Here is a 25,821-nt window from a genome sequence, read left to right as displayed (position 1 = left end):
GGATGTGCTCATCCTCAAAATCTGGAGACAACCATGACGCAAACCATGCTGAAGCAGGCCTCGTTCCATTCCCTCATGCGCCGTGCACGCCCGTCGGCCATCTGCGCGGCGCTCGCGCTCGGCGTGTCGCTCGCCGCCGCGAGCGCTGCCCAGGCCACGCCGCTCAAGATCGGCATGACGTTTCAGGAACTGAACAATCCGTACTTCGTGACGATGCAAAAGGCCTTGAACGATGCGGCGGCAACCATCGGCGCGGATGTGGTGGTTACCGACGCGCACCACGATGTGAGCAAACAGGTGAGCGACGTCGAGGACATGCTGCAGAAGAAGATCGACATCCTGCTGGTGAACCCGACCGATTCGACCGGCATCCAGTCGGCGGTCGTCTCGGCGAAGAAGGCGGGCGTGGTGGTGGTGGCGGTGGATGCGAACGCGAACGGCCCGGTCGATTCATTCGTCGGTTCGAAGAATTTCGATGCCGGCCAGATGTCGTGCGATTACCTCGCCAAGGCGATTGGCGGCAGCGGTGAAGTGGCGATTCTCGACGGCATTCCGGTGGTGCCGATTCTGGAACGCGTGCGCGGCTGCAAGGCGGCGCTCGCCAAATTTCCGAACGTGAAGATCGCCGACACGCAGAACGGCAAGCAGGAGCGTGCGACCGCGCTCACGGTCACCGAAAACATGATCGAGGCGCATCCGAATCTCAAGGGTCTTTTCAGCGTCAACGACGGCGGCTCGATGGGCGCGCTCTCGGCCATCGAATCGTCGGGCAAGGACATCAAGCTGACCAGCGTGGATGGCGCGCCGGAAGCGATTACGGCGATCCAGAAGCCGAACTCGAAGTTCATCGAGACGTCGGCGCAATTTCCGGCCGACCAGGTGCGCATCGCGTTCGGCGTTGCGCTTGCCAAGAAGTGGGGCGCCAATGTGCCGAAGGCGATTCCAGTCGACGTCAAGCTGATCGACAAGAGCAACGCGAAGGGCTTTAGCTGGTAAGCCGTACGCGAGTGGCGCGCCTTTACGGCGTGCCGCTCGCGCAGCCAAGGAGGACCCGATGGACCCGATACTCAAACTCGAGCGGATCACCAAGAGCTTTCCCGGCGTGAAGGCGCTGCAGGGCATTCACCTGGAGATCGCGCGCGGCGAGATTCATGCGCTGCTTGGCGAGAACGGCGCAGGCAAGTCGACCTTGATGAAGATCTTGTCCGGCATCTATCAGCCCGATGAAGGCACGATCACGCTCGATGGTCAGGAGCGGCACTTCGCCAGCTATCACGACGCGGTGGCCGCCGGCGTGGGCATCGTGTTCCAGGAGTTCAGCCTGATCCCGTATCTGAACGCGGTGGAGAACATGTTTCTTGGCCGCGAGTTGCGCAATGGCCTGGGCATGCTCGACCGGGCGCGGATGCGGCGCGCCGCGGCGGAGATTTTTGCGCGGCTCGGTGTGACGATCGATCTCGCGGTGCAGATCCGCGAATTGTCGGTCGCGCAGCAGCAGTTCGTGGAAATCGGCAAGGCGCTGTCGCTCGATGCGCGCATCCTGATCCTCGACGAGCCGACGGCGACGCTCACGCCCGCCGAAGCCGGACATCTGTTCGCGATCATGCGTGATCTGAAGCAGCAGGGTGTGGCGATGATCTTCATCTCGCATCACCTCGAAGAAATCTTCGAAGTGTGCGACCGCATTACCGTGTTGCGCGATGGGCAATACGTCGGCGTCACGGAGGTGGCGCACACCGATGTGGGGCGGCTCGTCGAGATGATGGTGGGGCGGCGCATCGAAAGCAGCTTTCCACCCAAGCCGTCGCTGCGCACCGATGCGAAAGTCGTGCTCGACGTGAACGCGCTGCAGTTGCATAAGGACGGCCCGGTGAACCGCTTCTCGTTGCGCGAAGGCGAGATTCTGGGTTTCGCGGGACTGGTCGGCTCCGGGCGCACCGAAACCGCGCTGGCGGTGATCGGCGCGGACCCGGCTCACGTCAAGGAGATTCGCATCAACGGCGCCGCGGCCAACCTGTCGGACCCAGCGGACGCTTTGAAAGCGGGCGTCGGCATCCTGCCCGAGAACCGCAAGACCGAAGGGCTCGTGACGGGCTTCTCGATCAAGCAGAACATCTCGATCAACAACCTCGGCAAATACCGCGCGCTGCGGTTCTTTATCGACCGGCGCAGCGAAGCGCGCGCGACCGCCGACATCATGAAGCGCGTCGGCGTCAAGGCGCCGGGCATGCATACCGAGGTGGCGACGCTCTCCGGCGGCAATCAGCAGAAGGTGGTGATTGCACGCTGGCTCAATCATCACACCCACATCCTGATCTTCGACGAACCGACGCGCGGTATCGACGTCGGCGCCAAAGCGGAGATCTACCTGCTGATGCGCGAGCTCACCGCGCGCGGCTACTCGATCATCATGATCTCGTCGGAACTGCCGGAGGTCGTCGGCATGTGCGACCGCGTGGCGGTGTTTCGTCAGGGCCGCATCGAAGCGATTCTCGCAGGCGACGAGATCGACTCGAACGCCGTGATGACTTACGCCACAGCAGGCTCTTCTCGTGGAGCAACCCATGAACACGCCTAATCCTTCTTCATCGCCCAAGGCATCCGCCGTCAGCGGCAATTCAGCCGGTGCGCCGGTTCGTCTTTCGTGGGCCGGCCTCAAACGTTCGACGATGTTTTATCCGTTCGTCGGCCTGCTGGTGGTGTGCCTCGTCATGGTGTTCGCGAGCAACAGCTTTCTGTCGGCGGCGAACATCGAGAACGTGCTGCGCCAGGTGTCGATCAACGCGATCATCGCAGTCGGCATGACCTGCGTGATCCTGACGGGCGGCATCGACCTGTCGGTCGGCTCCGTGATGGCGCTATCGGGCACGCTCGCGGCCGGGTTGATGGTGGCGGGGATGAATGCAGTGGCGGCGCTGGTGGTCGGTATTGCTGTGGGTCTCGGCTTCGGTGCGGCGAACGGTTTTTTCGTCGCTTATGCCGGCATGCCGCCCATCATCGTCACGCTCGCGACCATGGGGATCGCCCGCGGTCTCGCGCTGATCTACACGGGTGGCTATCCGATCGACGGCCTGCCCGACTGGGTCGGCTTCTTCGGCAGCGGCAAGGTGCTGGGCGTGCAGGCGCCGGTCGTCATCATGCTGGCGATCTACGCCATTGCGTGGGTGCTGCTCGAACGCATGCCGTTCGGGCGCTACGTTTACGCGATCGGCGGCAACGAACAGGCCACGCGCCTCTCCGGCGTGCGCGTGGCTCGCGTGAAGCTGATCGTCTACATGCTGGCAGGGCTGACCTCCGCGTTTGCGTCCATCGTCCTGACCGCGCGCCTGATGAGCGGCCAGCCGAACGCCGGCATCGGCTTCGAACTCGACGCGATTGCCGCGGTGGTGATGGGCGGCACGTCGATTTCCGGCGGACGCGGCTCGATTATCGGCACGCTGATCGGTGCGCTGTTGCTCGGTGTGCTGAACAACGGACTGAACATGGTGGGCGTGAACCCGTATGTGCAGAACGTGATCAAGGGCGGAATCATCCTGCTCGCGATCTATATCAGCCGCGATCGCCGCACGTGAACTGCCGCTTCGAACGATTGATTTTCCTTTCTCGCAGGACAATGCAATGACGACTCAAGACAACGCACAAAACATGACGGCCATCGTCTGTCATGCACCTGAAGACTACCGCGTCGAACAGGTGGCCAAACCAAAGGCGCGGGCACGCGAACTGGTGATTCGCATCGCTGCGTGCGGCATCTGCGCGAGCGACTGCAAGTGCCACTCCGGCGCGAAGATGTTCTGGGGCGGCCCGAGCCCGTGGGTGAAGGCGCCGGTGATTCCGGGGCACGAGTTCTTCGGCTTCGTCGAGGAACTGGGCGAAGGCGCGGCCGAACATTTCGACGTGAAGCTCGGCGAGCGCGTGATTGCCGAACAGATCGTTCCGTGCGGCAAATGCCGCTATTGCAAGGCCGGCCAGTACTGGATGTGCGAAGTGCATAACATCTTCGGCTTTCAGCGCGAAGTCGCCGACGGCGGCATGGCCGAGTACATGCGCATTCCGCCGACTGCGATCGTGCACAAGATTCCCGACGGCATTTCGCTGGAAGATGCAGCGATCATCGAGCCGCTCGCCTGTGCGATTCATACGGTCAACCGCGGCGACGTGCAGCTTGACGACGTGGTCGTAATCGCGGGTGCTGGACCGCTCGGCTTGATGATGACGCAGGTCGCGCATCTGAAAACACCGAAGAAGCTGGTGGTGATCGACCTGGTGGAAGAGCGTCTCGCGCTGGCCCGCGAATATGGCGCGGACGTGACCATCAACCCGCAGCAGGACGATGCGCTGGCGATTGTCCAGTCGCTGACGCAGGGCTACGGCTGCGATGTCTACATCGAAACGACCGGCGTGCCGGCAGGCGTCACGCAGGGCATGGACCTGATCCGCAAGCTCGGACGCTTCGTCGAGTTTTCAGTGTTCGGCAGCGAGACTACAATGGACTGGTCGGTGATCGGCGATCGCAAGGAGCTCGATGTACGCGGCGCGCATCTGGGGCCGTACTGTTACCCGATCGCTATCGATCTGCTGGCGCGCGGGCTGGTGACGTCGAAGGGCATCGTCACTCACGGTTTTTCGCTGGAAGAGTGGGACGAGGCGATCAAGACCGCGAACTCGCTCGATTCGATCAAGGTGCTGATGAAGCCAAGGACCTGATCCTGCGCTCGGGCGCAACGCGCTTATGAGCGCACGCAAAAAGCGGCACAAGAACGGAGACTGTATGGATTACGTTATCGGCGTCGACATCGGCACCCAGAGCACCAAGGCGCTAGTCGTCGATCAGCACGGCACGATCGTGGCGCACCACGCGAGCAGTTATCAGCCGGATACGCCGAAACCGCTGTGGGCCGAACAATGGCCTTCAGTGTGGCTCAAGGCGGTGGTGGACTGTATCTCGCGCTGTGTCGAAAAGGCCAAAGTGGCTGGCGTGTCCGCCGCGTCGATCAAGGCCGTCTGCGTGAGCAGCCTGTATGGCGGCTCGGGCATTCCGGTCGACAGCGAAATGCGCCCGCTTTATCCATGCCTGATCTGGATGGACCGCCGCGCCACCGACCAGGTCGAATGGGTGCGCGGGAACGTCGACCTCGATCGCCTGTATGCGATTACCGGCAACGGCGTGGACAGCTATTACGGCTATACGAAGATGCTCTGGCTGCGCGAACACGAGCCGGACGTGTGGTCGAAAACGCGCTATTTTCTGCCGCCCAATGCGTATCTGATCTATCTGCTCACCGGCGAAGTGGCGGTGGATCACAGTTCGGCCGGCAACATCGGCGGTGTCTACGATATTGCCCGGCGCGACTGGTCGGACGAAGCGCTCGACATGCTCGGCATTCCGGCAACCATGATGCCGGAGCGGCTCGTTGACTCGTCCGAAGTGGTGGGCGGCTTGCTGTCGCAATGGACCGATCAGCTTGGATTGAAGGCCGGCACGGCGATCGTCGCGGGCGGTGTCGATGCCGCCATGGCGACGTTTGCAGCAGGCGTCACACGCGCCGGCCAGCATGTTGCGATGATCGGCACCAGCATGTGCTGGGGCTATATCAACCAGAGCGTCGATGCGCGCCATGGCTTGATCAGCATGCCTCACGTGTTCAACGGCCAGCACGATATCTATATCTTCGGCGGTGCGATTACGGCGGGCGCATCGGTCACGTGGTATCGCGAGCAGTTCTGCCATGCCGAAACCGAAGCCGCGCGTTCCTTGCCGCATGGCGATCCGCATCGACTGCTCGAAGAGGCCGCGGCGAAAATTCCTGCGGGCTCCGATGGCGTGCTGTTTCTGCCGTATCTGATGGGCGAGCGCAGCCCCGTGTGGGATGCGAAGGCGAGCGGCGCGTTTGTCGGCTTGAGCCTGTTTCATACGCGTGCACATTTGTATCGCGCGGTGCTGGAAGGCGTGTCGTTTGCGCTCAAGCACAATATCGAAGCGGGACGTAAAGGCGCGCAATCGCTCGACGACAAGCTGATCGTCGTGGGCGGCGCGGCGCATTCCGATCTGTGGATGCAGATCATTGCCGACATCACCGGCTACACCGTCTTCACCATCGAACAGGAAGTGGAGGCGGCGATGGGCGCCGCGCTGCTGGCGGCGCTCGGCGTCAAGCTGGTGTCGCAGGAGGCCGCGCAAGGCGGCTGGGTCAAGCTGATCGAGCGGGCCCGGCCGGAGGCTCGACGCGTCGCTTTGTATGCGGAGCGCTTTGGCGTCTACACTGATCTGTACCCTGCCTTGAAGCCGGTCATGCACCGGCTGCAACCCACATGAAAACGACCTTCGATTTCTCCGGGCGCTCGGTGCTGGTGACGGGCGCTTCGAGCGGTATCGGCCGCTCCACCGTCGAGTTGTTGTGCGCGAGCGGCGCGAGTGTCGTCGCGGCGGCGCGTAACGTCAACGAACTGGCGCGCCTCGCCGAGGAGACCGGCTGCGAGCCGCTGGTGCTCGACGTCGGCGATCCGGCCGCGATTGACGATGCGCTAGAGGGCCTCGATCCGTTCGACGGCCTCGTGAATTGCGCGGGCATTGCGCTGCTCGAACGGGCGATCGATACGAGCGCAGTGAGTTTCGACCACGTGATGGCGGTCAACGCACGGGGCGCGGCGCTGGTGGCGCGTCACGTGGCGCGAGGGATGATCTACGGCAAGCGCAGGGGCAGCATCGTCAATGTGTCGAGCCAGGCGGCGCTCGTCGCGCTCGACGATCACCTCAGCTATTCCGCGTCGAAAGCCGCAATGGATGCGATCACGCGAGCCTTGTGTATCGAACTTGGACCGTATGGGATTCGGGTGAATAGCGTGAATCCGACCGTCACGCTCACGCCGATGGCCGTGCAGGCGTGGAGCGATCCGGCGAAACGCGGGCCGGCGCTGCAGGGGATTCCGTTGCGGCGGTTTGCGGAGCCGCGTGAGGTGGCGGAGCCGATTATGTTTCTGCTCAGCGATGCGGCTTCGATGATTAGCGGGGCAGCGTTGCCGATTGACGGGGGTTTTACGGCGCGCTGAGGCGGATGCGCGCCGTGCCGGGGACTTAGTACGACTACCGGGCGGACGGACTAGAGCATCGTCCTTACGTGCCACAACTCCGGAAACAGCACGACATCGAGCATCTTGCGCAAATACGGCGCCCCGCTCGTGCCGCCTGTCCCTTGCTTGAAGCCGATGATCCGTTCGACCGTCGTCACATGCCGAAAGCGCCACTGCCTGAACGCGTCTTCGAGATCGACGAGCTCCTCGGCCATCTCGTACAACTCCCAATGCTGTGACGGATTGCGATAGACCTCGAGCCACGCCGCTTCCACCGATGCGTCGTGCGTAGTCGGCTGCGTCCAGTCGCGCGCGAGCCGCTGCGGCGCAATCGCAAAGCCGCGCCGCGCGAGCAGCCGGATCACCTCGTCATAGAACGAAGGCGCCTCGAGCGTCGCCGTGACTTCGGCGAGCACCTCGGGCCGATGCGCATGCGGCTTCAGCATCAGCTCATTCTTGTTGCCGAGCAGGAACTCGATCTGCCGGTACTGATGCGATTGAAACCCGGACGAGCTGCCCAGATAAGGCCGCATCGCCGTGTATTCGGACGGCGTCATCGTCGACAGCACGCTCCACGCCTGCACCAGTTGCTCCATGATGCGCGAGACGCGCGCCAGCATCTTGAACGCAGGCGGCAACTCGTCGCGGTGCACCGCGTCGAGCGCAGCGCGCAGTTCGTACAACGCGAGCTTCATCCACAGTTCACTGGTCTGATGCTGGATGATGAACAGCATCTCGTTGTGATCGGGCGAGAGCGGATGCTGGGCGGAGAGGATCGACCCGAGCGACAGGTAATCTCCATAGCTCATCGACTTCGAAAAATCGAGCTGGGCGTTGTGCCAGCCGTCGTCGTCCGCCGCCGGCACGTGCGGCGCCGGCGCAGCGTGAGCCGCAGCAGCGCCGCTGCTGTGGCCAAACGGACAGCCGCCCTGCACCGGCGCAGCACCGGACGCTTCCGGCGAACCGGGTATCCCCGGCGTTTGCATATGGTCGGTCATCGCAGGCTCCTCAGGTCACCGCGCCGCGAGCGGCAAATTCGGGCGCACGCCAGCTCTCTTTGGCGAGCACCTCATGCAGCGTTTCGACGGCGTCCCATACATCGACAAAGCGCGTGTACAGCGGCGTAAAACCGAAGCGCAACACATGCGGCTCGCGATAATCGCCGATCACCCCACGCGCAATCAAAGCCTGCATCACTTCATAGCCGTGCGGATGTTCGAAGCTCGCATGCGAGCCGCGCTGTGCATGCTCGCGCGGCGTGACGAGCGTGAGCGGAAACTCGGCGCAGCGCGCTTCGACCAGTTCGATGAACAGATCGGTCAGCGCCAGCGACTTGCGGCGGATCGCCTGCATATCGGTTTGCAGGAACACATCGAGTCCGCATTCGACCAGCGCCATCGACACCATCGGCTGTGTGCCGCACAAGAAGCGCCCCACACCGTCGTCGGGCTTGTAGACCGGGTTCATCTCGAACGGTGCGCGATGGCCCCACCAGCCCGACAGCGGTTGCGCGAACGCGTTCTGATGGCGGTGCGGCACCCAGACGAAGGCCGGCGAACCGGGGCCGCCGTTCAGATACTTGTAGGTGCAGCCGACCGCGTAGTCGGCGCCGACGCCGTTCAGGTCCACCGGCACCGCCCCCGCCGAATGCGCGAGGTCCCACAGCGCGAGCGCGCCCTTGTCGTGAATCAGTTTCGTCAGCGCGGCCATGTCGTGCATATAGCCGGTCCGGTAGTTCACGTGCGTGATCATCGCGATCGCCGTGTCGTCGCCGATCGCCGCCTGCAGTTCGGACGGATCGTCGACGAGGCGCAGTTCGTAGCCCCGGTCGAGCTGCTCGATAAGACCTTGCGCGATATACAGGTCCGACGGGAAATTCGAACGCTCGGAGACGATCACGCGCCGCTTCGGGTCGCGCTCATTGGCGATCCGCACGGCGGCCGACAGTAGCTTGAACAGGTTGATCGAGATCGTATCGGTGACGACCACCTCGTTGTGTGCCGCGCCGATCAGCGGCGCGAGCTTGTTGCCGAGGCGCCGCGGCAGCGCGAACCAGCCCGCGCTGTTCCAGCTACGGATCAGTCCTTCGCCCCATTCGGCGGCGATCACGCTTTGCGCGCGCTGAGCCGCCGCGGCGGGCGGCACGCCGAGCGAGTTGCCGTCGAGATAGATCGTCGCCGCGGGCAGGGCGAACTGCTCGCGCAGCGCGCCAAGCGGGTCGGCGCGGTCGAGCGCTAGGGCTTCGTCACGGTTTTTCATGATGGTTCAGAGTCAAAAAAATCAGAGGGAGTTGGAATCAGAATCAGGCGGACTCGACGGCGGGCAGCGCGCGCAGCACGGCGCGCACCGGGCTTGCATCGAGCGAGGTGAATTTGAGCGGCAGGGCGATCAGTTCGTAGTCGCCGGGCGCCACGGCATCCAGCACGATGCCTTCGAGAATCGCCATCCGGTGCGCCCTGATGCGGTGATGGGCGTCCATCGTCTTCGATTCCTGCGGGTCGAGCGACGGCGTGTCGATGCCGATCAGCTTGACGCCGTGCGCCGCCAGCAGGTCGATCGTCGCGGGCGCGACCGCGCAGAACGCGCTGTCCCACGCCGTGACCGGCGCGTGCTGGTAGGTGCGCAGCAGCACGCGCGGCGGCAGGCGCTCGAGCGCGCCGGCCAGATGCTCGGGCGTGACGACCGGCGTGGCGCCGATGCAGTGGATCACGCGGCAGCGGCCCAGGTACGCGTCGAGCGGCACCGCGCCGATGGCGGCGCCTGCGGCGTCGTAATGGAGCGGCGCATCGGTGTGCGCGCCGGTGTGCGGCGAGACCGTGAGCCGCGCGACGTTGACCGGCGAGCCGGCTTCCATGCGCCAGACCCGCTCGATCGTGACCGGCGTATCGCCCGGCCAGACGGGCGTCGCGGCGTCGACGGCGGGGGTGATATCCCAGAGTGTAGTCATGTCTCCGACCTGCCTTGCAGTGTATGCCTCGAATGATAGGTGGGGCGTCGCGAAATGTGCTTGCGAAAAAATCTCGTTTTTTGGTCTCCCTTGGAACATAATTTGATCCAAACGGGAAAGGGAGACCGAATATGAACGCGATCTCGCTCGACGCCACCGATTGCCGTATCTTGACGGTGCTCCAGCAAGAGGGAAGGATCAGCAATCTCGACCTGGCGGAGCGGATCTCGCTCTCGCCCTCCGCGTGTCTGCGAAGGTTGCGCTTGCTGGAAGAGCAAGGGGTGATCGAACGTTACCGGGCGTGCCTGAACCGCGAGGTGCTGGGCTTCGAACTGGAGGCGTTCGTGCAGGTGTCGATGCGCAACGACCAGCAAAACTGGCACGAGCGTTTCGCGGAGGCGTTGCGGGACTGGCCGGAGGTGGTCGGGGCGTTCGTCGTGACGGGCGAGACCCACTACCTGCTGCGGGTGCTGGCGCACAACCTCAAGCACTATTCGGATTTCGTGCTGCAGCGGCTGTATAAGGCGCCCGGCGTGATGGATATCCGCTCGAACATCGTGCTGCAGACGCTCAAGGAGGATTCGGGCGTGCCGGTGGCGCTGGTGCCGGGGGTGATGGCCAGAAGCAGCGTGGCCGCGGGCGACTGAGGGGCCAAACGCGGGGAGAAGGGTTTGCCGTGGCCGCCTGAGCGTGATCCGGATGGAGCCGGTTGCAGGGAAGGCGCCGGAACGACCCGCGGCCGGCCCGGCTGATCCCGCAAGCCGCCTAGAGCGGCTTCAGCCCGTGGAACTGGCCGTTCTGGAATACCAGCGGCGCGACTTCGCCCGCATCCTCGCGGATGCCGCAGCGCTCGACTTCGCCGACGAAAATCACGTGGTCGCCTTCTTCATAGCGGCTGCGGTTGTGGCATTCGAACCACGCCAGCGCGCCATCGAGCACCGGCATGCCGGAGTCTCCCGCCGCGTGCGAGACGCCCTCGAAGCGATCGCCCTTTACGGTGGCGAAGCGCTTGCACAGATCGAGCTGCGACGCGGCCAGCACGTTGACGACATAGTGACTGTTCGCCTGGAACACCGGCATCGACGCCGAGCGGGTCGCCAGGCTCCAGAGCACGAGCGGCGGCGCGAGCGAAACCGAATTGAACGAGCTGGCCGTGATGCCGATCAACTGGCCCGATTCCGCCCGTGTCGTAATGACCGTGACGCCGGTGGCGAACTGACCCAGCGCCTTTTTGAAGGCGAGCTGGTCGAAGTTGGGCGGAGTGGCGCGCTTCATTGGACGCAGGTCCACTGGGCTGGCCGGGTGGTCGCGGGGCGGGCGCGAAGGAAGTGAATTGAATCGAAAGTCATGTAGAAGATCGGCGATTTGTTTCAATTTTAACGGAATCGCGGGCGAACTGGCCGCGAACCTTGGCCGCTATCGCTATCAATACCGCTAACGGCTAGCCGCCGGCACTGGCGGCCAGCCTCTCTGTTCCTCCCGGATCGTTCCAGCTTCATCTTCCAGCGTTTCTCGCTCTATCCTGAGCCGCCGCGGTGCCCGGCCTCGCCGAAAACGCTTGCCGGGGGCGCGCGCCCGTCAATTCTCACTCATGGAAATCCCGTACGGTAAATGCCGCGCCATGAAAGCGTTGAGAAGGGTTCTGCCCCATAGAATCGCGCCATTAATGCAGACGAGCGGCAATCCGCCGCCGGCGACAACAATGGAGACAAATCGATGCAACCGACCTTCCGCACCTTTCGACAGATCGCCGTCGCTTCCAGCGTACTGTTGACCCTTGCCTCGCAACATGCGGCGGCAGCCGACGATGGCAAGATCACGATCATGGTCGGCGGCATCACGAAGCTGATCTATTTGCCGGCGCGTCTCACCGAACAGCTCGGCTATTTCAAGGACGAAGGTCTCGACGTCGAGCTGCAGTCGCAGCCTGCCGGCGTCGATGCGGAAAACGAGCTGCTGGCCGGGGCGGTCCAGGGTGTCGTCGGCTTCTATGACCACACGATCGACCTGCAGACCAAGGGCAAGGAAGTCAAGGCGATTGTCGTGTTCGGCCAGGTGCCGGGCGAAGTCGAAATGGTCTCCACCAAAGCGGCCGAGACCGTCAAATCGATGGCCGACGTGAAAGGCAAGACGCTCGGCGTGACCGGGCTGGGCTCGTCGACCAGCTTTCTGACGCAATATCTCGCGGGTCAGCACGGCATCCAGTCGAACGAGTACACGATGTTGCCGGTCGGCGCCGATGCAAGCTTCATCGCGGCCATCAAGCAAAACCGTATCGACGCCGGCATGACCACGGAGCCTACGGTGTCGGCGCTGGAAAAGTCCGGCGACGCGAAGGTGCTGGTCGACATGCGCACGGTCGAGGGGACCAAGGCGGCGCTGGGCGGCACCTACCCGGCTTCGAGCCTTTATGTGCAGAGCGCCTGGGCCGATGCCCACAAGGCGGACGCCGCGAAACTCGCGCATGCGTTCGTGCGCACCATGCAATTCATCCACACGCATAGCGCCGAGGAAATCGCGGCGAAGATGCCGGACGACTACCAGAAAGACAAAGCCATGTATGTGAGCGCGCTCAAGGCGTCGCTGCCCATGTACACCGCCGACGGCAAGATGCCGGCCGACGGTCCGGCCACGGTACTGAAGGTGCTTTCGGCATTCAACCCGTCGGTCAAGGGCAAGCATATCGACCTGGCGAAAACCTACACCAACGAATTCGTTACATCGAAATAAGCCCGGCTGCGGCCGATTGCGCGTGGCAAAGGCGCGGCGGCACGTCGTCGTGCCTGAAGCGGCGCCGTTGCGGCTGCGTGCATCTCTATGGATTGATCCTATGAATCCTGTTGTTTCCGAACACGTTCCGGTCATCGAGTTTCGCTCGGTGTCGTGCCGTTTTATCAGCCCGGATGGCAAAGCGACAGTCGCCTTGCGCGACTTCAGCATGTCCGTCGCCAAGGGCGAATTTGTCGCCGTCGTGGGCCCGACCGGCTGCGGCAAGTCGACCACCCTCAGCATGATCACCGGGCTGCTCAAGCCGACCACCGGCGAGGTGCGCGTGATGGGCGCGCCGGTGAACGGCATCGACCCGCGCATCGGTTTCGTGTTTCAGGCCGATGCCGTGTTCCCATGGCGCTCGGTGCTCGACAACGTGGCGGCCGGTCCGCTGTATCGCGGCCGCTCGAAGTCCGCGGCGCACGATGAAGCCCATGAATGGCTGCGCCGGGTCGGCCTCGAAAAGTTCGGCAAGCACTATCCGCATCAGCTCTCGGGCGGGATGAGAAAGCGCGTTGCACTCGCGCAGACCTTCATCAACAAGCCGGAAATTCTCCTGATGGACGAGCCGTTCTCGGCGCTCGACATGCAAACCCGCACGCTGATGCAGGACGAGCTATTGCAACTGTGGTCCGGCAATGCGGGATCGGTGGTGTTCGTCACGCACGATCTCGAAGAGGCCATCGCGCTGGCCGACCGGGTCTTCGTGCTGACCGCGCGGCCCGCCACGCTCAAGAAGGTCTATGAGATCGATCTGCCGCGTCCGCGTATCACCTCGGAGATTCGCTACGACCCGCGCTTCATCGAAATCTCGCGCGACATCTGGCGCGACCTGCGTGAAGAAGTACAGATTGCATGAGCAAAACCGACACCGGAAAGACAGACATGGCAACTCCTGAATATCTGCTGCAAACGGCCGACGGCAGCGCGTCGCTAGCCGAAGTCGAACGCATCGCGCGGCGCCGCTTGCGACAACGCCACGCGCTGATCATCGGCCTGCGGCTGCTGGTGCTGGTGCTCGTACTGGGCGGCTGGGAGGTCGCGGGGCGCTACAAATGGATCGACCCGTTCTTCTTCTCGATGCCCTCGCTGATCTTCGCGCAGATCGTCGACTGGTTCGTGAACGGCACTTCGCAGGGCCCGTTGCTGCTGCAAGTGTGGGTCACGCTGGAAGAGACCTTTCTCGGCTTCCTGATCGGCTCGGTGGGCGGCATCGTTTGCGGCGTGATCCTGGGGCGCAACAAGCTGCTCTCCGACGTCTTCAGTCTCTACATCCAGATTGCCAATTCGATTCCCCGCGTCGTGCTGGGTTCGGTGTTCGTGATCGCGCTCGGGCTGGGGATGGCGTCCAAGGTGGCGCTGGCGGTCGTAATGGTATTCTTCGTGGTCTTCGGCAATGCCTTCCAGGGTGTGCGCGAAGCCGATCGCTACATGATTGCCAATGCGCAAATTCTCGGCGCTTCCCGGCGGCAGTTGACGACGTCGGTGGTGATTCCTTCGGCGCTTAGCTGGATTCTCGCGAGCCTCCACGTCAGCTTCGGCTTCGCGCTGGTCGGCGCGGTGGTCGGCGAATTCCTCGGCTCTAAACAGGGCATTGGTCTGCTGATTTCGACGGCTCAGGGCGCGTTTAACGCAAGCGGGGTGTTCGCGGCGATGATCGTGCTGGCGGTGGTGGCGCTCAGTGCGGACTATTTGCTGACCGCACTCGAAAAGCGCCTGCTGAAGTGGAGACCGGCGGCTTTCTGAACATGTCTTGCCGTACGAAATCCGCCCGTGCCTGTGTCCGTGCCCGCCGCAACGGCCGGGGTCCGGCCGGCGGCGGTCACCCACAGGTGGGTAATGGAACAGGGAGACCGTATGGCGCTTAGCTTACGCGCACGACTGCTGTTGTGGCTGCTGTTGCCGCTGGCCGCGTTCGTACTGGTCGCGGGCGTGCTCTCGTACGATACGGCGCGCCAGACGGCCGATCTCATTCAGGACAACGCATTGCTGTCGTCGGCCCGCACGATCGGCGAGGATGTCGATTGGGAAGGCGGCGGGTTGATCGCCAACATTCCGCCGGCCGCGCTGGAGATTTTCGAATCGCCGTATCAGGACCAGGTTTTCTATAAGGTGATCGCCGGGCACGATCAACTGCTTGGCGGCAACCCCGCGCTGGATTTGCCGCAGCATATCGGGGCGTTGCCGGTGTTCTACAACACTACGCTGGACGGCCGGCCGATTCGTGCAGTGGCGTATCAACGGCAGTTGTACGACTCAGGCAAGGTGGAACCGGTCACGGTGGTGGTCGCCAAGACACAGGCTTCGCGCGAGGCGCTGATCGAGCAGTTGTGGCGTCCGCAGCTGCTTCGCCAGTGCCTGATGCTGGCGCTGGTCGCCGCGCTTGTGCCGCTTGGACTGACCATCGAGTTGCGGCCGTTGATGAAGCTCAAGGACGACGTGGCGGACCGCGAGCCGATGCAGCTCGAACCGATTCGCGCCGACCGGCTGCCGTTCGAACTGCGGCCCATTGTCGATGCCATCAATCAATGTATCGCGCGGCTGAAGCTGCATACCACGACCCAGCGCCAGTTCATCGCGGATGCCGCGCATCAGTTGCGCACGCCGCTCACGGTGCTCGATACCCAGGTTCAGTACGCGCGCCGCCTCGAGCATCGCGAGCCGACGCTCACCGATGCGCTCGCGGCGATCCAGCGCAGCAGTCTGAAGATGACGGAGATGACCAACCAGTTGCTGTTGCTGGCCCAGGCGGAGTCGGCACCGCCGTTGGGTGCGCGCGCGAAGGTCGACATGGCCGTGATTGTGTCGTCCGTGCTGGAAGAGTTGATCGTGGCCTCGGAGCAGCGCGGCATCGACCTGGGCGCGGAACTGGGCAGCGACGTGTGCGTGATGGGGAACGCGAACCTGCTGATCGCGCTCGTGACGAACCTGGTCGACAATGCGATCCGCTATACGCAGGAGGGCGGACGCGTCACGGCAAATTGCCAGCGGGAAGGCGACGACGTGGTGCTGCAGGTGGTGGACAACGGTCCCGGCATTCCGGCGGAGGCGCGTGCGCACGTTTTCGAGCGTTTCTATCGCGGGCCGACTGACGTCGAGGGCACCGGTCTCGGTTTGTCGATCGTCAAGGAGATCACCCAGTTGCATGGCGCGACGGTGAGGTTGAGCCCCGGTGCCGGACGGATCGGGCTTGTCGCAACGGTCCGGATGCCGGCCTGGCGAGTGTGAGGGAGAAGAGATGAAGCTGCTGCTCGTGGAAGACAACGTCGAGCTGTCGCACTGGATCGTCAACCTGCTGCGCGCCGAGAATTTCGTGGTCGATTGCGTAGCCGACGGCGAAAGTGCGGAGCTCGTGCTGACGACGCAAAGCTACGAAGTGGTGCTGCTCGACATGCGCTTGCCGCGCATGAGCGGCAAGGACGTGCTCGCGCGCTTGCGCCGCCGTGGCGACAATGTGCCCGTATTGATGCTGACGGCCCATAGCTCGATTGACGACAAGGTCGACTGTTTCGGCATCGGTGCCGACGACTACGTCGTCAAGCCGTTCGATGCGCGCGAACTGGTGGCGCGCATCAAGGCGCTGATCCGCCGGCAGTCGGGGGAAAAGTCGACGTGCCTGATTTGTGGCGACTTGCAATATCTTTCCGACGCGCGCGAATTCCGCCATAACGACACCCCGCTCGCCTTACGGCGCCGCGAGCACATGATTCTCGAAACCTTGATGCTGCGGCAGGGCAAGACCGTTTCCAAGTCCGCCTTGATGGAAAGCATCTTCAGCCTCGACGACGAGCCGAGTGCGGACGCCATTGACATTTACATTCACCGCTTGCGCAAACACCTCGCCATGTCCAGCGCGCAGATCATGACGCTGCGTGGTCTGGGCTACATACTGCGCAGCAAGGAGGTTTAATCCGGGTGGCCGATCGTTGTGTCGAAACGCTGGGCACATCAGGGATAGCACTTAGTTGTACAGATGGTACAGGAAAGGAGCATGAAGGATTGAGGTCACTAGGATGAATGCGTTGACAAGGCGAAGCAGTAATGAAATGTCAAACGGCAGTCGTTGCCGGTAAAAAAACAGAACTTCAACGTATCAATCAGAGGAGACAATCTTGAAGAAGGCATATCAGGCGTTAGCAGTAGCAGCCGGCGCATGCGTTGCGGTCAATGCACACGCGCAATCGAGCGTCCAGTTGTACGGTCTTATCGACCTCAGCGCGCCTACTTACGTTTCTCACGCCGATGCGAACGGCAATCACGTGATCGGCATGGGTGTGGGCGGCGAACCGTGGTTCAGCGGCAGCCGCTGGGGCTTGAAGGGTGCGGAAGACATTGGCGCAGGCTCGAAGATCATCTTCCGGCTCGAAAGCGAATACCGCGCGAGCGACGGCCAGATGGAAGATCCGGGCCAGATCTTCGACCGCGATGCGTGGGTGGGTATCGTCAACGATACGTTCGGCAAATTCACGGTGGGCTTCCAGAACACCATCGCACGCGACGCTTCGACGATCTACGGCGACCCGTACGGCTCGGCGCAGCTCACGACGGAAGAGGGCGGCTGGACCAACGCCAACAACTTCAAGCAACTGATTTTCTACGCGGCCAGCGCGACCGGTACCCGATACAGCAATGGCGTAGCGTGGAAGAAGCTGTTCAACAACGGTATCTTTGCGAGCGCAGGTTACGCATTCGGCAATACGACGACATTCTCGAACAATTCGAATTACCAGGCCGCGCTTGGCTATAACGGCGGTCCGTTCAATGTCTCGAGCTTCTATAGCCATGCGAATCGCGACGGCTTTACGAACCAGTCGTTCTCGGTGGGGGGCAACTATACCTTCGGCATCGTGCGTGCCAACGCGGGCTACTTCCGTTACCTCGGCAACCAGGGTTCGTTAGGCCAGCGCCAGGACAACGCCTGGACGGTGTCGTTGAAGCTGGCGCCGAAGGGTCCGTTCGACTACGAACTGGGCTATCAACAGATGCGTATCCACAACGCGGCTAACAATAGCGACGGCTTCACGCCGAACGCGAACATCGGCACGTTCAGCATGACCAACGGTGTCGGCAACGGCTACAAGGAAACGCTGTACTGGTCGACCTTCTATCACCTCTCGAAGCGCACCGAGGTTTATCTGGCGGGCGACTTCATGAAGCTGCACGGCGGCTATACGGAAGCGACGACCTACGGTGCGAATACCCAGCTCGAACTGACAACCGGTATCCGGACTCGTTTCTAAGCTGGATTAGCAGTTAGCAGTAACGCATCTGGTCACTCAGTATGCACAGGGTTGCGGCGGCGGACTTGTCCGCTCGCCGCTTTTTTTTGCGCTGCGCGGCAAGCATGCCGGAGCGCCCGTCACGCAGGTATCACGCGACTGGACTGCAAACCACATCGGGCGCCGTCAAGGGTGACGGATATTCGGACGTGGGGCCGCTCAACAGACGCAAACGCTGGGTCGCCAGCACATCCGCCTGTGTCTGTTCGCGGCGAGTCAGCGGCTGGCTGGAAACGGGCAATGCGCTCGCCGGCTCGTTGACCCCGCAACTCAGCGTCTTTCCGTCGGAAAGATGCACCGTCGTTGTATAAACGTAAGCTGGCTGAGCAGCTTCGCTACCGACGCTCCAAAGGGCTGCAACGACAATCAGCCCGAGCACCGTACCTCGATTCTTCATACATACTCCTTTGTCCGTTGATGTCAATTCGACCACGCCAGGGACAAGGGATTGCCTCGCATCGTGCAACACTGACTTTCGTTTCGGCGAGGAGCGGATGCTTTTCAACCGGTCGGCCGTCAGCGTTCATATACTGAAAGCCTGGATGTCGCAGATTCCCGACTTGTTTTTGGCCATCGGGCGCTCATTTGTGGAAGGGAACCCGTGGGTGAATTCCCGGCGACGATGAGATTTGAATACTTCTGACTGACAGGTGAAGAAATGAGTGAGATAGCAACATTGGGCGGCGGCTGTTTCTGGTGTCTCGAAGCTGTGTTTCTCAGCGTCGACGGCGTCAACGCCGTAGAGTCCGGCTACGCGGGCGGCCAGGTGGAGCGGCCGACTTATGAGCAGGTATGCGACGGCGCCACCGGTCATGCGGAAGTCGTAAAAGTCGAGTTCGATCCGGCGCGCATCAGTTACCGCGAGATTCTCGACATTTTCTTCGCGATCCACGATCCGACCCAGCTCAACCGGCAGGGCAACGACGTCGGCACGCAATACCGGTCGGTGATCTTCACTCACTCGGATGCGCAACGCGAGACCGCGCTACAGGCGATCCGCGAAATTGCCGCCGAAGGCATCTACGACGGCCAGATCGTCACCCAGGTGCTGCCGCTCGACGGCAACTACTGGCCGGCCGAGGCGTATCACCAGAATTATTTTGCGCAGCACCCGAATCAGGGCTATTGCTCGTTCGTGGTCGCGCCGAAGGTCGCGAAGTTTCGCCAGAAGTTCGCGCATCGGGTGAAGGCGGGCTGAGTACGCTGCTGGGCGGCTCCGGCTCCGGCTCCGGCTCCGGCTCCGGCCCGCACGGGGCGACCTCGTACCTAGGCGGCGTCGGGCGCCGGTGTTGCCGGCGCGCCGCCCGCGCTCTCGTCCTGCAAGCGCGAGTACGCTTCGATAATCGCCCGCGCCAGCTTCACGCAGCTCAGCGGCGCCGAACCTTCCGCCTTGTTGTTCACCGCAATCACCACCGGTTGCCCGGCAATCGCATAACGGGCGGCCAGTTCGGCCAGCGCTGTGCGGGTGGCCGGATCTTCGTCGACGAGGCGGTCGAACGGCTCGTACTTGGCCTTCGCCTGTTCGTACTTGAAGCCGCCGTGCAGGCTCCAGCGTACGATCAGCGGGCCGGCCGGTTCGCCGTCGAGCAGCGCGAGCGCCGCAGCCTGGCGCAGCGGCTCCGGCATGCGCGCATGAATCCCCACGCAATAGCGCACCCCGCTCGCTTTCAAGGTGCGGATGAAGCGCGGCGTCAGCAGGCAGGCGTCGCGAATCTCGACCGCGTAGCTCGTGCCTTCGGGCAGAGGCGGCAGCGCCGCGAGGAACGCCGCGAGCCGCTCGATGAAGCCGGCCGGGTCCGCGAGCATCTGATCGGGCAACGGCGAGAACTGGAACACCAGCGCCCCGGCCTTGGCGCCCAGGCCGTCGAGGCAGGGCCGCACAAACTCGTCGGCGGCCAGTTGCGCGTTCAGGAAGCACGGATTGAGCGAGACCGGCTCGCCGCGCTCGGCGCGCACGGTGGCGTCGGTGACGAGGGCGGGCGCCTTGACGATAAAGCGGAAGTGCTCCGGCACCTGCTGCGCATAGCGCAGGTAGTCGGTGACGGTGAGCGGCGCATAAAACGAGCGGTCGATGCTGACCGTGCGCAGCAGCGGATGCAGGCCGTAGGCGGCGAGGCCGTCGCGCGACAGTTTGCTGTTGCTGTAATCGTCGCCGTAGACGATGCCTTTCCAGCCCGGAAACGACCATGTCGACGTGCCGAGGTGAATCTGCGGCGGCAGCGCGGCGGCGATCTCCAGGACTTCGGCAGAGGGTTCTGCCGCCAGCACCTCGCGAGTGCGGCGCTTTTTTGGTGCAGAGCCAGGCGGCGTGGGTGTCTCGTCCGCTTCGGCGTGAGGAGTTTCAGCCTCGGCGGACTCCGCCTCGTCTTCTTCCCACAACGAGGCGGCAGCGGTGCACGCCTGACGCGGCCGGCTCGGGCTCGAACCGCTGCCGGGTGCAGCTTCGGGAGCCGAGACGGAGGCGGGCACGCCAACCGGCATGCCGAACAGATCCAGTTGCCCGGCGTCCATATCCGGGGTGACGCTCTCCCTGTGCGCGTCAGTGTTCGCGGCTGCGTGCCTCACTGACGGAAATTCGCTTGCTCCGCCTTCGTCCATCGATTTCCGGTCTTGCTGTCAAAGGTTGCGCCGGAGCGGCTGCGCGGCGGTGCTGTGCTCCGGCGCAACCGCGTCACAGCGGTTTGTCGTACATGTAGCGCCGCGACCACGGCAAGGTTTTCGCGCTGCGGCCTGCCTTGCGGCACACCACCTGGTAGATCGACACGTCGTCGTTCTCGAACGCATACGCGCAGCCGGCCAGATACACCCGCCAGATGCGGAATTTTTCGTCGTCGACGAGCTTGCGTGCCTCTTCCGCGTGGGTTTCGAAATTGTCCGCCCAGATATCGAGCGTGTGCGCATAGTGACGGCGCAGGCTTTCGACGTCAACCGCTTCGAGCCCGCCGCGCTGCATCGACTCGAGCGCGAGGCCGATATGCGGCAACTCGCCGTCCGGGAACACATAGCGGTCGATGAACTCGCCGCCGCCGAGCGCGGTCTCGCCGCTGTCCGAATCGCTCGATGTGATGCCGTGGTTCATCGCAATGCCGTCGTCCACCAGCAAGTCGCGGATCTTCTGGAAATAGCCCGGCAGATTCTTGCGGCCCACGTGTTCGAACATGCCCACACTGGTGATACGGTCGAACTGGCCTTCGACGTCGCGATAGTCCTGCAGACGGATCTCGATCTGCTTCTCCAGTCCGGCGGCTTTCACGCGCGCGGTGGCCAGATCGAACTGGTTCTGCGACAGCGTCACGCCCACGCACTGTGCGCCGAACTTCGATGCCGCCCGCAGCACGAGCGCGCCCCAGCCGCAGCCGATGTCGAGCAGACGCTGACCGGGTTGCAACTGGATCTTGGTGAGGATGTGGTCGATCTTCTTGACCTGCGCGGTGGCGAGATCTTCATCGCCGTTCTCGAAGTACGCGCACGAGTACACCATGTTCTCGTCGAGCCACAGCTTGTAGAACTCGTTCGAGACGTCGTAGTGATACTGGATGGCTTTCTTGTCCGACGATTTCGAGTGATTGAAGTAGCGCCGCACCCGCGCCAGCTTGCTTGCACTGGTCACGGTGCTGCGCGCCAGCGAGTAGCCGATATTGATGATGTCCGACAGCTTGCCTTCGATGTCGATCTTGCCCTTCACATACGCCTCGCCCAGATTGTCGAGGCTCGGTTCGAGCAGATACGGCAGCGCCGTCGCGCTCTTTACGTGCAACGTGACCTGGGGCGCGGCAAACTGCCCGAAGTCATGTTGCTGGCCATCCCAAAGCACAAGGCGTGCTGGCAGGTTCGCCTTGGTTTTTACATCTTCCACCCACTGCGCCAGCTTCTTCTCCCAGAACATGTGATTTCTCCGTGTCCGATGAAATACAAAGCAAAGCTTTTCAGGTTGCTACGTGCCGTGGCGTGATTCCCAAGCCTTAGTGGCCGCGCAATCCTGCCGGTGCGCGCGCCGCTTCTACGGCAGATCGGGCGCGCCGGCATTTATATGGTTTCAGGGCGACAGCCGGGCGATTTCCCAGTTGCCGTCTTCCGCCGCACGTGTGTAGAGCAGGCGGTCGTGCAGGCGCGACGGCCTGCCTTGCCAGAATTCCATGGCGTCCGGCACCAGCCGGTAGCCGCCCCAGTGCGGCGGCCGCGGCGGATGCTCGCCGTATTGCGCGCTGATTTCCTTCTCGCGCGCTTCGAGCACCGCACGGCTTTCAATCACCTGACTCTGTTCCGACGCCCACGCGCCGATCCGCGAACCGAGCGGGCGCGACTGGAAGTACTGGTCGCTTTCGGCCGGGCTCGTTTTCACGACCGTACCTTCAATGCGCACCTGGCGCTCCAGTTCGATCCAGTAGAACAACAGGCTCGCGTGCGGATTGTCCGCGAGTTCGCGGCCCTTGCGGCTTTCGTAATTGGTGAAGAACACAAACCCGCGTTCGTCGACGCCCTTGATGAGCACGATGCGGGCCGACGGCCGGCCGCGCGAGTCGACCGTGGCGAGCGTCATGGTGTTCGGCTCGGGCAACTGCGCATCGACGGCCTGGGCAAACCATGCGTCGAATTGGCGAAACGGGTTAGGGTCGACATCCGCGACATCCAATGAACCCAGCGAGTAGTTTTTTCGAAGTTCGGCGAGTGAGGTCATGTTCTTATGCGAACGCTTCAGTTCGTCCAGTATAGCCAAGGTATAAATTTCCTGCGTGCAGCGCGACAGCGTGCGGCGCCTTGCAGGCAGCGCTTTGCGCAGGGCTTCAGCGTCTCCGATGACGCGATCAGGCAAAATACCGGATTGGCGCATGCGCGTGTTTTACGCCTGTGTTTCCGAATACCGTTTGCTTGTGTTTGCGCAGCTTTTATCCGTTTTTTTGTTCGCTTCCCTGTCCGTCCCCGACGAGCCCCAGACCATGTCGACGCCTAGTCCTACTGTGCCTTCCGATCTTACTACCAGCCTTGGCGGCTTTGAAGCCGCCGACCATGCGCGCCGTTTTGGCGGCATCGCCCGGCTGTACGGCGCACCGGCGCTGGCGGCGTTCGAGCGCGCGCGCGTTGCGGTGATCGGCATCGGCGGGGTGGGTTCGTGGGTGGCCGAGGCTCTCGCGCGCAGCGCGGTAGGCGCGCTGACCCTGATCGATCTGGACAACGTGGCCGAAAGCAACACCAACCGGCAGATTCACGCGCTCGACGGCAACTACGGCAAGCCGAAGGTCGAGGCGATGGCCGAGCGGATCAGGCAGATCAATCCGCAATGCGAGGTGCGGCTGGTCGAGGACTTCATCGAGCCGGACAATTTTGCCGCGCTATTGGGCGGCGGTTTCGATTACGTGGTCGATGCGATCGACAGCGTGCGCACCAAGACCGCGCTGATCGCCTGGTGTGTCGAGCAGCACCAGCCGTTGATCACGGTGGGCGGCGCGGGCGGGCAGCTCGACCCGACGCGTATCCGCATCGACGATCTGGCGCTGACGATTCAGGATCCGCTGCTGTCGAAGGTGCGCGCGCAACTGCGCAAGCAGCACGGTTTCCCGCGCGGGCCAAAGGCGAAATTCAAGGTGAGCGCGGTGTATTCGGACGAGCCGCTGATCTACCCAGAAGCGGCGGTTTGCGACGTCGACGAGGTAGCCGAGCACGTCACGACCTCGCCGGGACATGCCGGTCCGGTCGGGCTGAACTGTGCGGGATTTGGTTCGAGCGTGTGCGTGACCGCGAGCTTCGGCTTCGCCGCGGCGGCCCACGTGCTGCGCGCGCTGGGGCAGGGTGCCCCAGCGCAGTCGACCTGACGGCGCCGCCGCCAGGCCAACCCGGCGCTGTCAGGTCAGGTTAGGTCAGAACAGCGCTGCGCTCAGCTTGCGCCGCCACTGCGAGACGATTTCCGGCTGGTGTGCGGCCAGGTCGAACACCGACAGCATCGTCTTGCGGCCGATGTCGTCGCGGAACGTGCGGTCGCGCTGCACGATCGCGAGCAGGTGCTCGAGCGCGCCGGCGTAGTTGCGCCGTGCGATCAGGGCGCTGGCGAGGTCGAAGCGCGCTTCGAGATCGCCCGGTTCGGCGGCCACGCGTGCTTCCAGTGCGTCGGTGGGCGGCAGGTCGGCAGCCGCATCGACGGCGTCGAGCCGGGTCTTGATCGCGTTGAAGCGCGCGTCGATGCCCTGGGTGGTCTTCGGCGACAGCAGGTCCACTTCGTTGCGCGCCTCGTCGATCCGGTGGTCTTCCAGCAGGAGTTCGATCAGGTCCAGACGGGCGTCGTCGTAACCCGGGTCGTAGGCGAGCGCTTCCTTGAGTGCGTCGTACGCGTCTTCGCGCTGGCCGTCGGCGAGCGCCGTCTGCGCTTCGGCGCGCAAGGCGTCGGCGCCCTGCGGCACCAGCCGGTCGAGGAACTCGCGCAATTGGCCTTCCGGCAGCACGCCGACAAACTGGTCGACCGGCCGGCCGTCAGCGAACGCCATGACATGGGGAATGCTGCGCACCTGGAAGTGTGCGGCCAGTTCCTGATTCTCGTCGACGTTCACCTTCACGAGCCGCCACTTGCCGGCGTACTCGGCCTCGAGTTTTTCCAGCATCGGCCCCAGCGTCTTGCACGGGCCGCACCACGGCGCCCAGAAGTCGACCAGCACGGGGGCAAGCGTCGAGGCGGTGATGACGTCTTTCTCGAAAGTGGCCAGGGTTGTTTCCATTGCATCCTCGTCGGTATAACGGTTCGTGCCTCAAGATGGGGGCGAATGCGGCGGATTCAATGTGCGTCCCGGGGCAGGTTCGCGGCGTGCCGGGCGCTCGCCATGCCCGGTGCGCTCAGTGTCCTTGCCGCTCGGGCAGCGGAATCCACTCGGTTTCCCCGGGCACTTGCCCCATTTCCTGATTCATCCACGCAAGCTTGGCCCGCTCGATTTTCTCGCGCGAACTGGCGACGAAATTCCATTCGATAAAGCGTTCCCCGTCCAGTTTCTCGCCGCCGAGCACCATCACGGTGGCGCCGTTGCTGCTGGCGAGCGTGACCGTTTCGTCGAGCGCCAGCACAGCCATCTGGCCGACTTCGAGCGGCGTGCCGTCGATCTCCAGGTCGCCTTCCACCAGATAGACGCCGCGTTCCTCGTGTTCCGGTTCGAGCGCGAACGCGCTGCCCGGCGTGAAATGGGCGGCGACGTACAGCGTGCCCGAGAAGGTCGTGACCGGCGCGCTCTGGCCGAATGCCGTGCCGGCGATCACGCGCAGCCTGACGCCGTTGCGTTCGATCTCGGGCAGCGTGGCGGCCGGGTGATGCTCGAAGGACGGCTCGACGTCTTCGTGATCGAGCGGCAGCGCGACCCAGGTCTGGATGCCGTGCATCGTCTGGCCGCGGGCGCGGTCTTCGTCAGGCGTGCGCTCCGAATGGACGATGCCGCGGCCGGCGGTCATCCAGTTGACATCGCCGGGGACGATTTTCTGCGCGGAGCCGAGGCTGTCGCGATGCATGATGGCGCCTTCGAACAGATAGGTGACGGTGGCGAGGCCGATATGCGGATGCGGACGCACATCGAGGCCGACGCCGGGTGCGAGCGTGGCGGGGCCCATGTGATCGAAGAAGATGAACGGCCCGATCAGGCGCGCGGCCAGCGCCGGCAGGACACGGCGCACCGTCAGGTTGCCGACGTCGCGCAGGTGGGGCTTGAGGACAGCTTTGATCGAGGAGGACATGGAGCGGGCTCGGGGGTGGAGGATGGGACCATTCTACTGGTGTGCGGGCGCCGC

At 63.4% G+C, this 25,821-nt stretch carries 25 protein-coding genes; 15 read left to right on the top strand and 10 right to left on the bottom strand.

All coding sequences use genetic code 11. From position 1 onward, the window contains the following. The first annotated feature begins 33 nt into the window (after window positions 1-33). From AC1ECK_RS20610 to AC1ECK_RS20585, 6 genes are all read left to right on the top strand, one after another. Window positions 34-996, top strand: a complete 963-nt coding sequence (locus tag AC1ECK_RS20610; protein WP_480322156.1) for a substrate-binding domain-containing protein — start codon at window positions 34-36, stop codon at window positions 994-996. Window positions 997-1,054: 58 nt separating this feature from the next. Next, complete coding sequence (locus tag AC1ECK_RS20605; protein WP_480322154.1) at window positions 1,055-2,578, top strand: sugar ABC transporter ATP-binding protein; 1,524 nt, start codon at window positions 1,055-1,057, stop codon at window positions 2,576-2,578. Continuing rightward, window positions 2,565-3,572, top strand: a complete 1,008-nt coding sequence (locus tag AC1ECK_RS20600; RefSeq protein WP_480322152.1) for an ABC transporter permease — start codon at window positions 2,565-2,567, stop codon at window positions 3,570-3,572. Before AC1ECK_RS20605 ends, AC1ECK_RS20600 begins: the two co-directional genes overlap by 14 nt. A gap of 46 nt (window positions 3,573-3,618) precedes the next feature. Continuing rightward, window positions 3,619-4,707, top strand: a complete 1,089-nt coding sequence (locus AC1ECK_RS20595) for an alcohol dehydrogenase catalytic domain-containing protein (protein ID WP_480322150.1) — start codon at window positions 3,619-3,621, stop codon at window positions 4,705-4,707. A 64-nt stretch (window positions 4,708-4,771) separates the two neighbouring features. Beyond that, window positions 4,772-6,316, top strand: coding sequence for an FGGY-family carbohydrate kinase (locus AC1ECK_RS20590; protein WP_480322148.1), 1,545 nt, complete (start codon window positions 4,772-4,774; stop codon window positions 6,314-6,316). After that, window positions 6,313-7,050 carry an SDR family oxidoreductase gene (locus tag AC1ECK_RS20585; protein ID WP_480322147.1) on the top strand — a complete coding sequence of 246 codons (738 nt, stop codon included), beginning with the start codon at window positions 6,313-6,315 and terminating at the stop codon, window positions 7,048-7,050. The genes AC1ECK_RS20590 and AC1ECK_RS20585 overlap by 4 nt, the downstream gene beginning before the upstream one ends. Window positions 7,051-7,100: 50 nt before the next feature. Here AC1ECK_RS20585 and kynA read toward each other — a convergent pair whose 3' ends face one another. Genes kynA through kynB form a run of 3 tightly spaced genes read right to left on the bottom strand, consistent with a single transcriptional unit; the run spans window position 7,101 to window position 10,018 of the window. Further along, a complete protein-coding gene (gene kynA / locus AC1ECK_RS20580) occupies window positions 7,101-8,069 on the bottom strand; it encodes a tryptophan 2,3-dioxygenase (RefSeq protein ID WP_480322145.1) in 969 nt (322 codons plus the stop codon). A gap of 10 nt (window positions 8,070-8,079) precedes the next feature. After that, window positions 8,080-9,330: a kynureninase gene (kynU, locus tag AC1ECK_RS20575; RefSeq protein ID WP_480322143.1), complete on the bottom strand. Its 1,251-nt coding sequence runs from the start codon at window positions 9,328-9,330 to the stop codon at window positions 8,080-8,082. Window positions 9,331-9,373: 43 nt separating this feature from the next. Continuing rightward, window positions 9,374-10,018, bottom strand: coding sequence for an arylformamidase (gene kynB / locus AC1ECK_RS20570; protein WP_480322141.1), 645 nt, complete (start codon window positions 10,016-10,018; stop codon window positions 9,374-9,376). A 131-nt stretch (window positions 10,019-10,149) separates the two neighbouring features. On the opposite strand from kynB, the gene AC1ECK_RS20565 reads away from it, so the two are divergent. Next, window positions 10,150-10,665 carry an Lrp/AsnC family transcriptional regulator gene (locus AC1ECK_RS20565; RefSeq protein ID WP_480322139.1) on the top strand — a complete coding sequence of 172 codons (516 nt, stop codon included), beginning with the start codon at window positions 10,150-10,152 and terminating at the stop codon, window positions 10,663-10,665. A gap of 118 nt (window positions 10,666-10,783) precedes the next feature. Here AC1ECK_RS20565 and AC1ECK_RS20560 read toward each other — a convergent pair whose 3' ends face one another. Next, window positions 10,784-11,293: a flavin reductase family protein gene (locus AC1ECK_RS20560; RefSeq protein ID WP_480322137.1), complete on the bottom strand. Its 510-nt coding sequence runs from the start codon at window positions 11,291-11,293 to the stop codon at window positions 10,784-10,786. Window positions 11,294-11,734: 441 nt separating this feature from the next. Here AC1ECK_RS20560 and AC1ECK_RS20555 point away from each other — a divergent pair, with 441 nt between their 5' ends. The 6 genes from AC1ECK_RS20555 (at window position 11,735) to AC1ECK_RS20530 (ending at window position 18,027) form a co-directional block, all read left to right on the top strand. Continuing rightward, a complete protein-coding gene (locus AC1ECK_RS20555) occupies window positions 11,735-12,748 on the top strand; it encodes an ABC transporter substrate-binding protein (RefSeq protein WP_480322135.1) in 1,014 nt (337 codons plus the stop codon). Window positions 12,749-12,848: 100 nt separating this feature from the next. Further along, window positions 12,849-13,646, top strand: coding sequence for an ABC transporter ATP-binding protein (locus AC1ECK_RS20550; protein ID WP_480322133.1), 798 nt, complete (start codon window positions 12,849-12,851; stop codon window positions 13,644-13,646). A 26-nt stretch (window positions 13,647-13,672) separates the two neighbouring features. After that, the gene (locus AC1ECK_RS20545) at window positions 13,673-14,533 is read left to right on the top strand and encodes an ABC transporter permease (RefSeq protein ID WP_480322131.1); all 861 of its coding nucleotides are present in this window, start codon (window positions 13,673-13,675) and stop codon (window positions 14,531-14,533) included. Between the two features lie 111 nt (window positions 14,534-14,644). Further along, a complete protein-coding gene (locus AC1ECK_RS20540; RefSeq protein WP_480322129.1) occupies window positions 14,645-16,015 on the top strand; it encodes a sensor histidine kinase in 1,371 nt (456 codons plus the stop codon). A 10-nt stretch (window positions 16,016-16,025) separates the two neighbouring features. Further along, a complete protein-coding gene (locus tag AC1ECK_RS20535) occupies window positions 16,026-16,697 on the top strand; it encodes a response regulator (protein WP_480322127.1) in 672 nt (223 codons plus the stop codon). Window positions 16,698-16,896: 199 nt separating this feature from the next. Next, window positions 16,897-18,027 carry a porin gene (locus AC1ECK_RS20530; protein WP_480322334.1) on the top strand — a complete coding sequence of 377 codons (1,131 nt, stop codon included), beginning with the start codon at window positions 16,897-16,899 and terminating at the stop codon, window positions 18,025-18,027. Window positions 18,028-18,157: 130 nt separating this feature from the next. Here the strand turns inward: AC1ECK_RS20530 and AC1ECK_RS20525 are convergent, their stop codons facing one another. Continuing rightward, the gene (locus AC1ECK_RS20525; RefSeq protein ID WP_480322125.1) at window positions 18,158-18,463 is read right to left on the bottom strand and encodes a hypothetical protein; all 306 of its coding nucleotides are present in this window, start codon (window positions 18,461-18,463) and stop codon (window positions 18,158-18,160) included. A gap of 261 nt (window positions 18,464-18,724) precedes the next feature. On the opposite strand from AC1ECK_RS20525, the gene msrA reads away from it, so the two are divergent. After that, the gene (gene msrA, locus AC1ECK_RS20520; RefSeq protein WP_480322123.1) at window positions 18,725-19,264 is read left to right on the top strand and encodes a peptide-methionine (S)-S-oxide reductase MsrA; all 540 of its coding nucleotides are present in this window, start codon (window positions 18,725-18,727) and stop codon (window positions 19,262-19,264) included. Window positions 19,265-19,332: 68 nt separating this feature from the next. Here msrA and AC1ECK_RS20515 read toward each other — a convergent pair whose 3' ends face one another. From AC1ECK_RS20515 to pdxH, 3 genes are all read right to left on the bottom strand, one after another. After that, window positions 19,333-20,664: a DUF72 domain-containing protein gene (locus AC1ECK_RS20515; protein WP_480322121.1), complete on the bottom strand. Its 1,332-nt coding sequence runs from the start codon at window positions 20,662-20,664 to the stop codon at window positions 19,333-19,335. 73 nt (window positions 20,665-20,737) lie between these two features. Beyond that, window positions 20,738-21,952 (bottom strand): class I SAM-dependent methyltransferase, encoded by a 1,215-nt coding sequence (locus AC1ECK_RS20510; RefSeq protein WP_480322119.1) that lies wholly within the window; start codon window positions 21,950-21,952, stop codon window positions 20,738-20,740. Window positions 21,953-22,102: 150 nt separating this feature from the next. Then, a complete protein-coding gene (pdxH, locus tag AC1ECK_RS20505; RefSeq protein WP_480322332.1) occupies window positions 22,103-22,744 on the bottom strand; it encodes a pyridoxamine 5'-phosphate oxidase in 642 nt (213 codons plus the stop codon). 259 nt (window positions 22,745-23,003) lie between these two features. Here pdxH and tcdA point away from each other — a divergent pair, with 259 nt between their 5' ends. Further along, window positions 23,004-23,876, top strand: coding sequence for a tRNA cyclic N6-threonylcarbamoyladenosine(37) synthase TcdA (gene tcdA / locus AC1ECK_RS20500; RefSeq protein ID WP_480322117.1), 873 nt, complete (start codon window positions 23,004-23,006; stop codon window positions 23,874-23,876). Between the two features lie 45 nt (window positions 23,877-23,921). On the opposite strand, the gene trxA is transcribed toward tcdA, so the two are convergent. Next, window positions 23,922-24,770, bottom strand: a complete 849-nt coding sequence (gene trxA, locus AC1ECK_RS20495) for a thioredoxin (RefSeq protein WP_480322115.1) — start codon at window positions 24,768-24,770, stop codon at window positions 23,922-23,924. A gap of 115 nt (window positions 24,771-24,885) precedes the next feature. Next, entirely contained in the window at window positions 24,886-25,767 is an 882-nt protein-coding gene (locus AC1ECK_RS20490) for a pirin family protein (RefSeq protein ID WP_480322113.1), read from the bottom strand. Between the last annotated feature and the right edge of the window lie 54 nt (window positions 25,768-25,821).

It is taken from the genome of Paraburkholderia sp. SSBN10T, assembly GCF_056619545.1.
The sequence above is the reverse complement of the archived record's forward strand: the minus strand, read 5'-3'. Positions and strand labels throughout refer to the sequence as shown.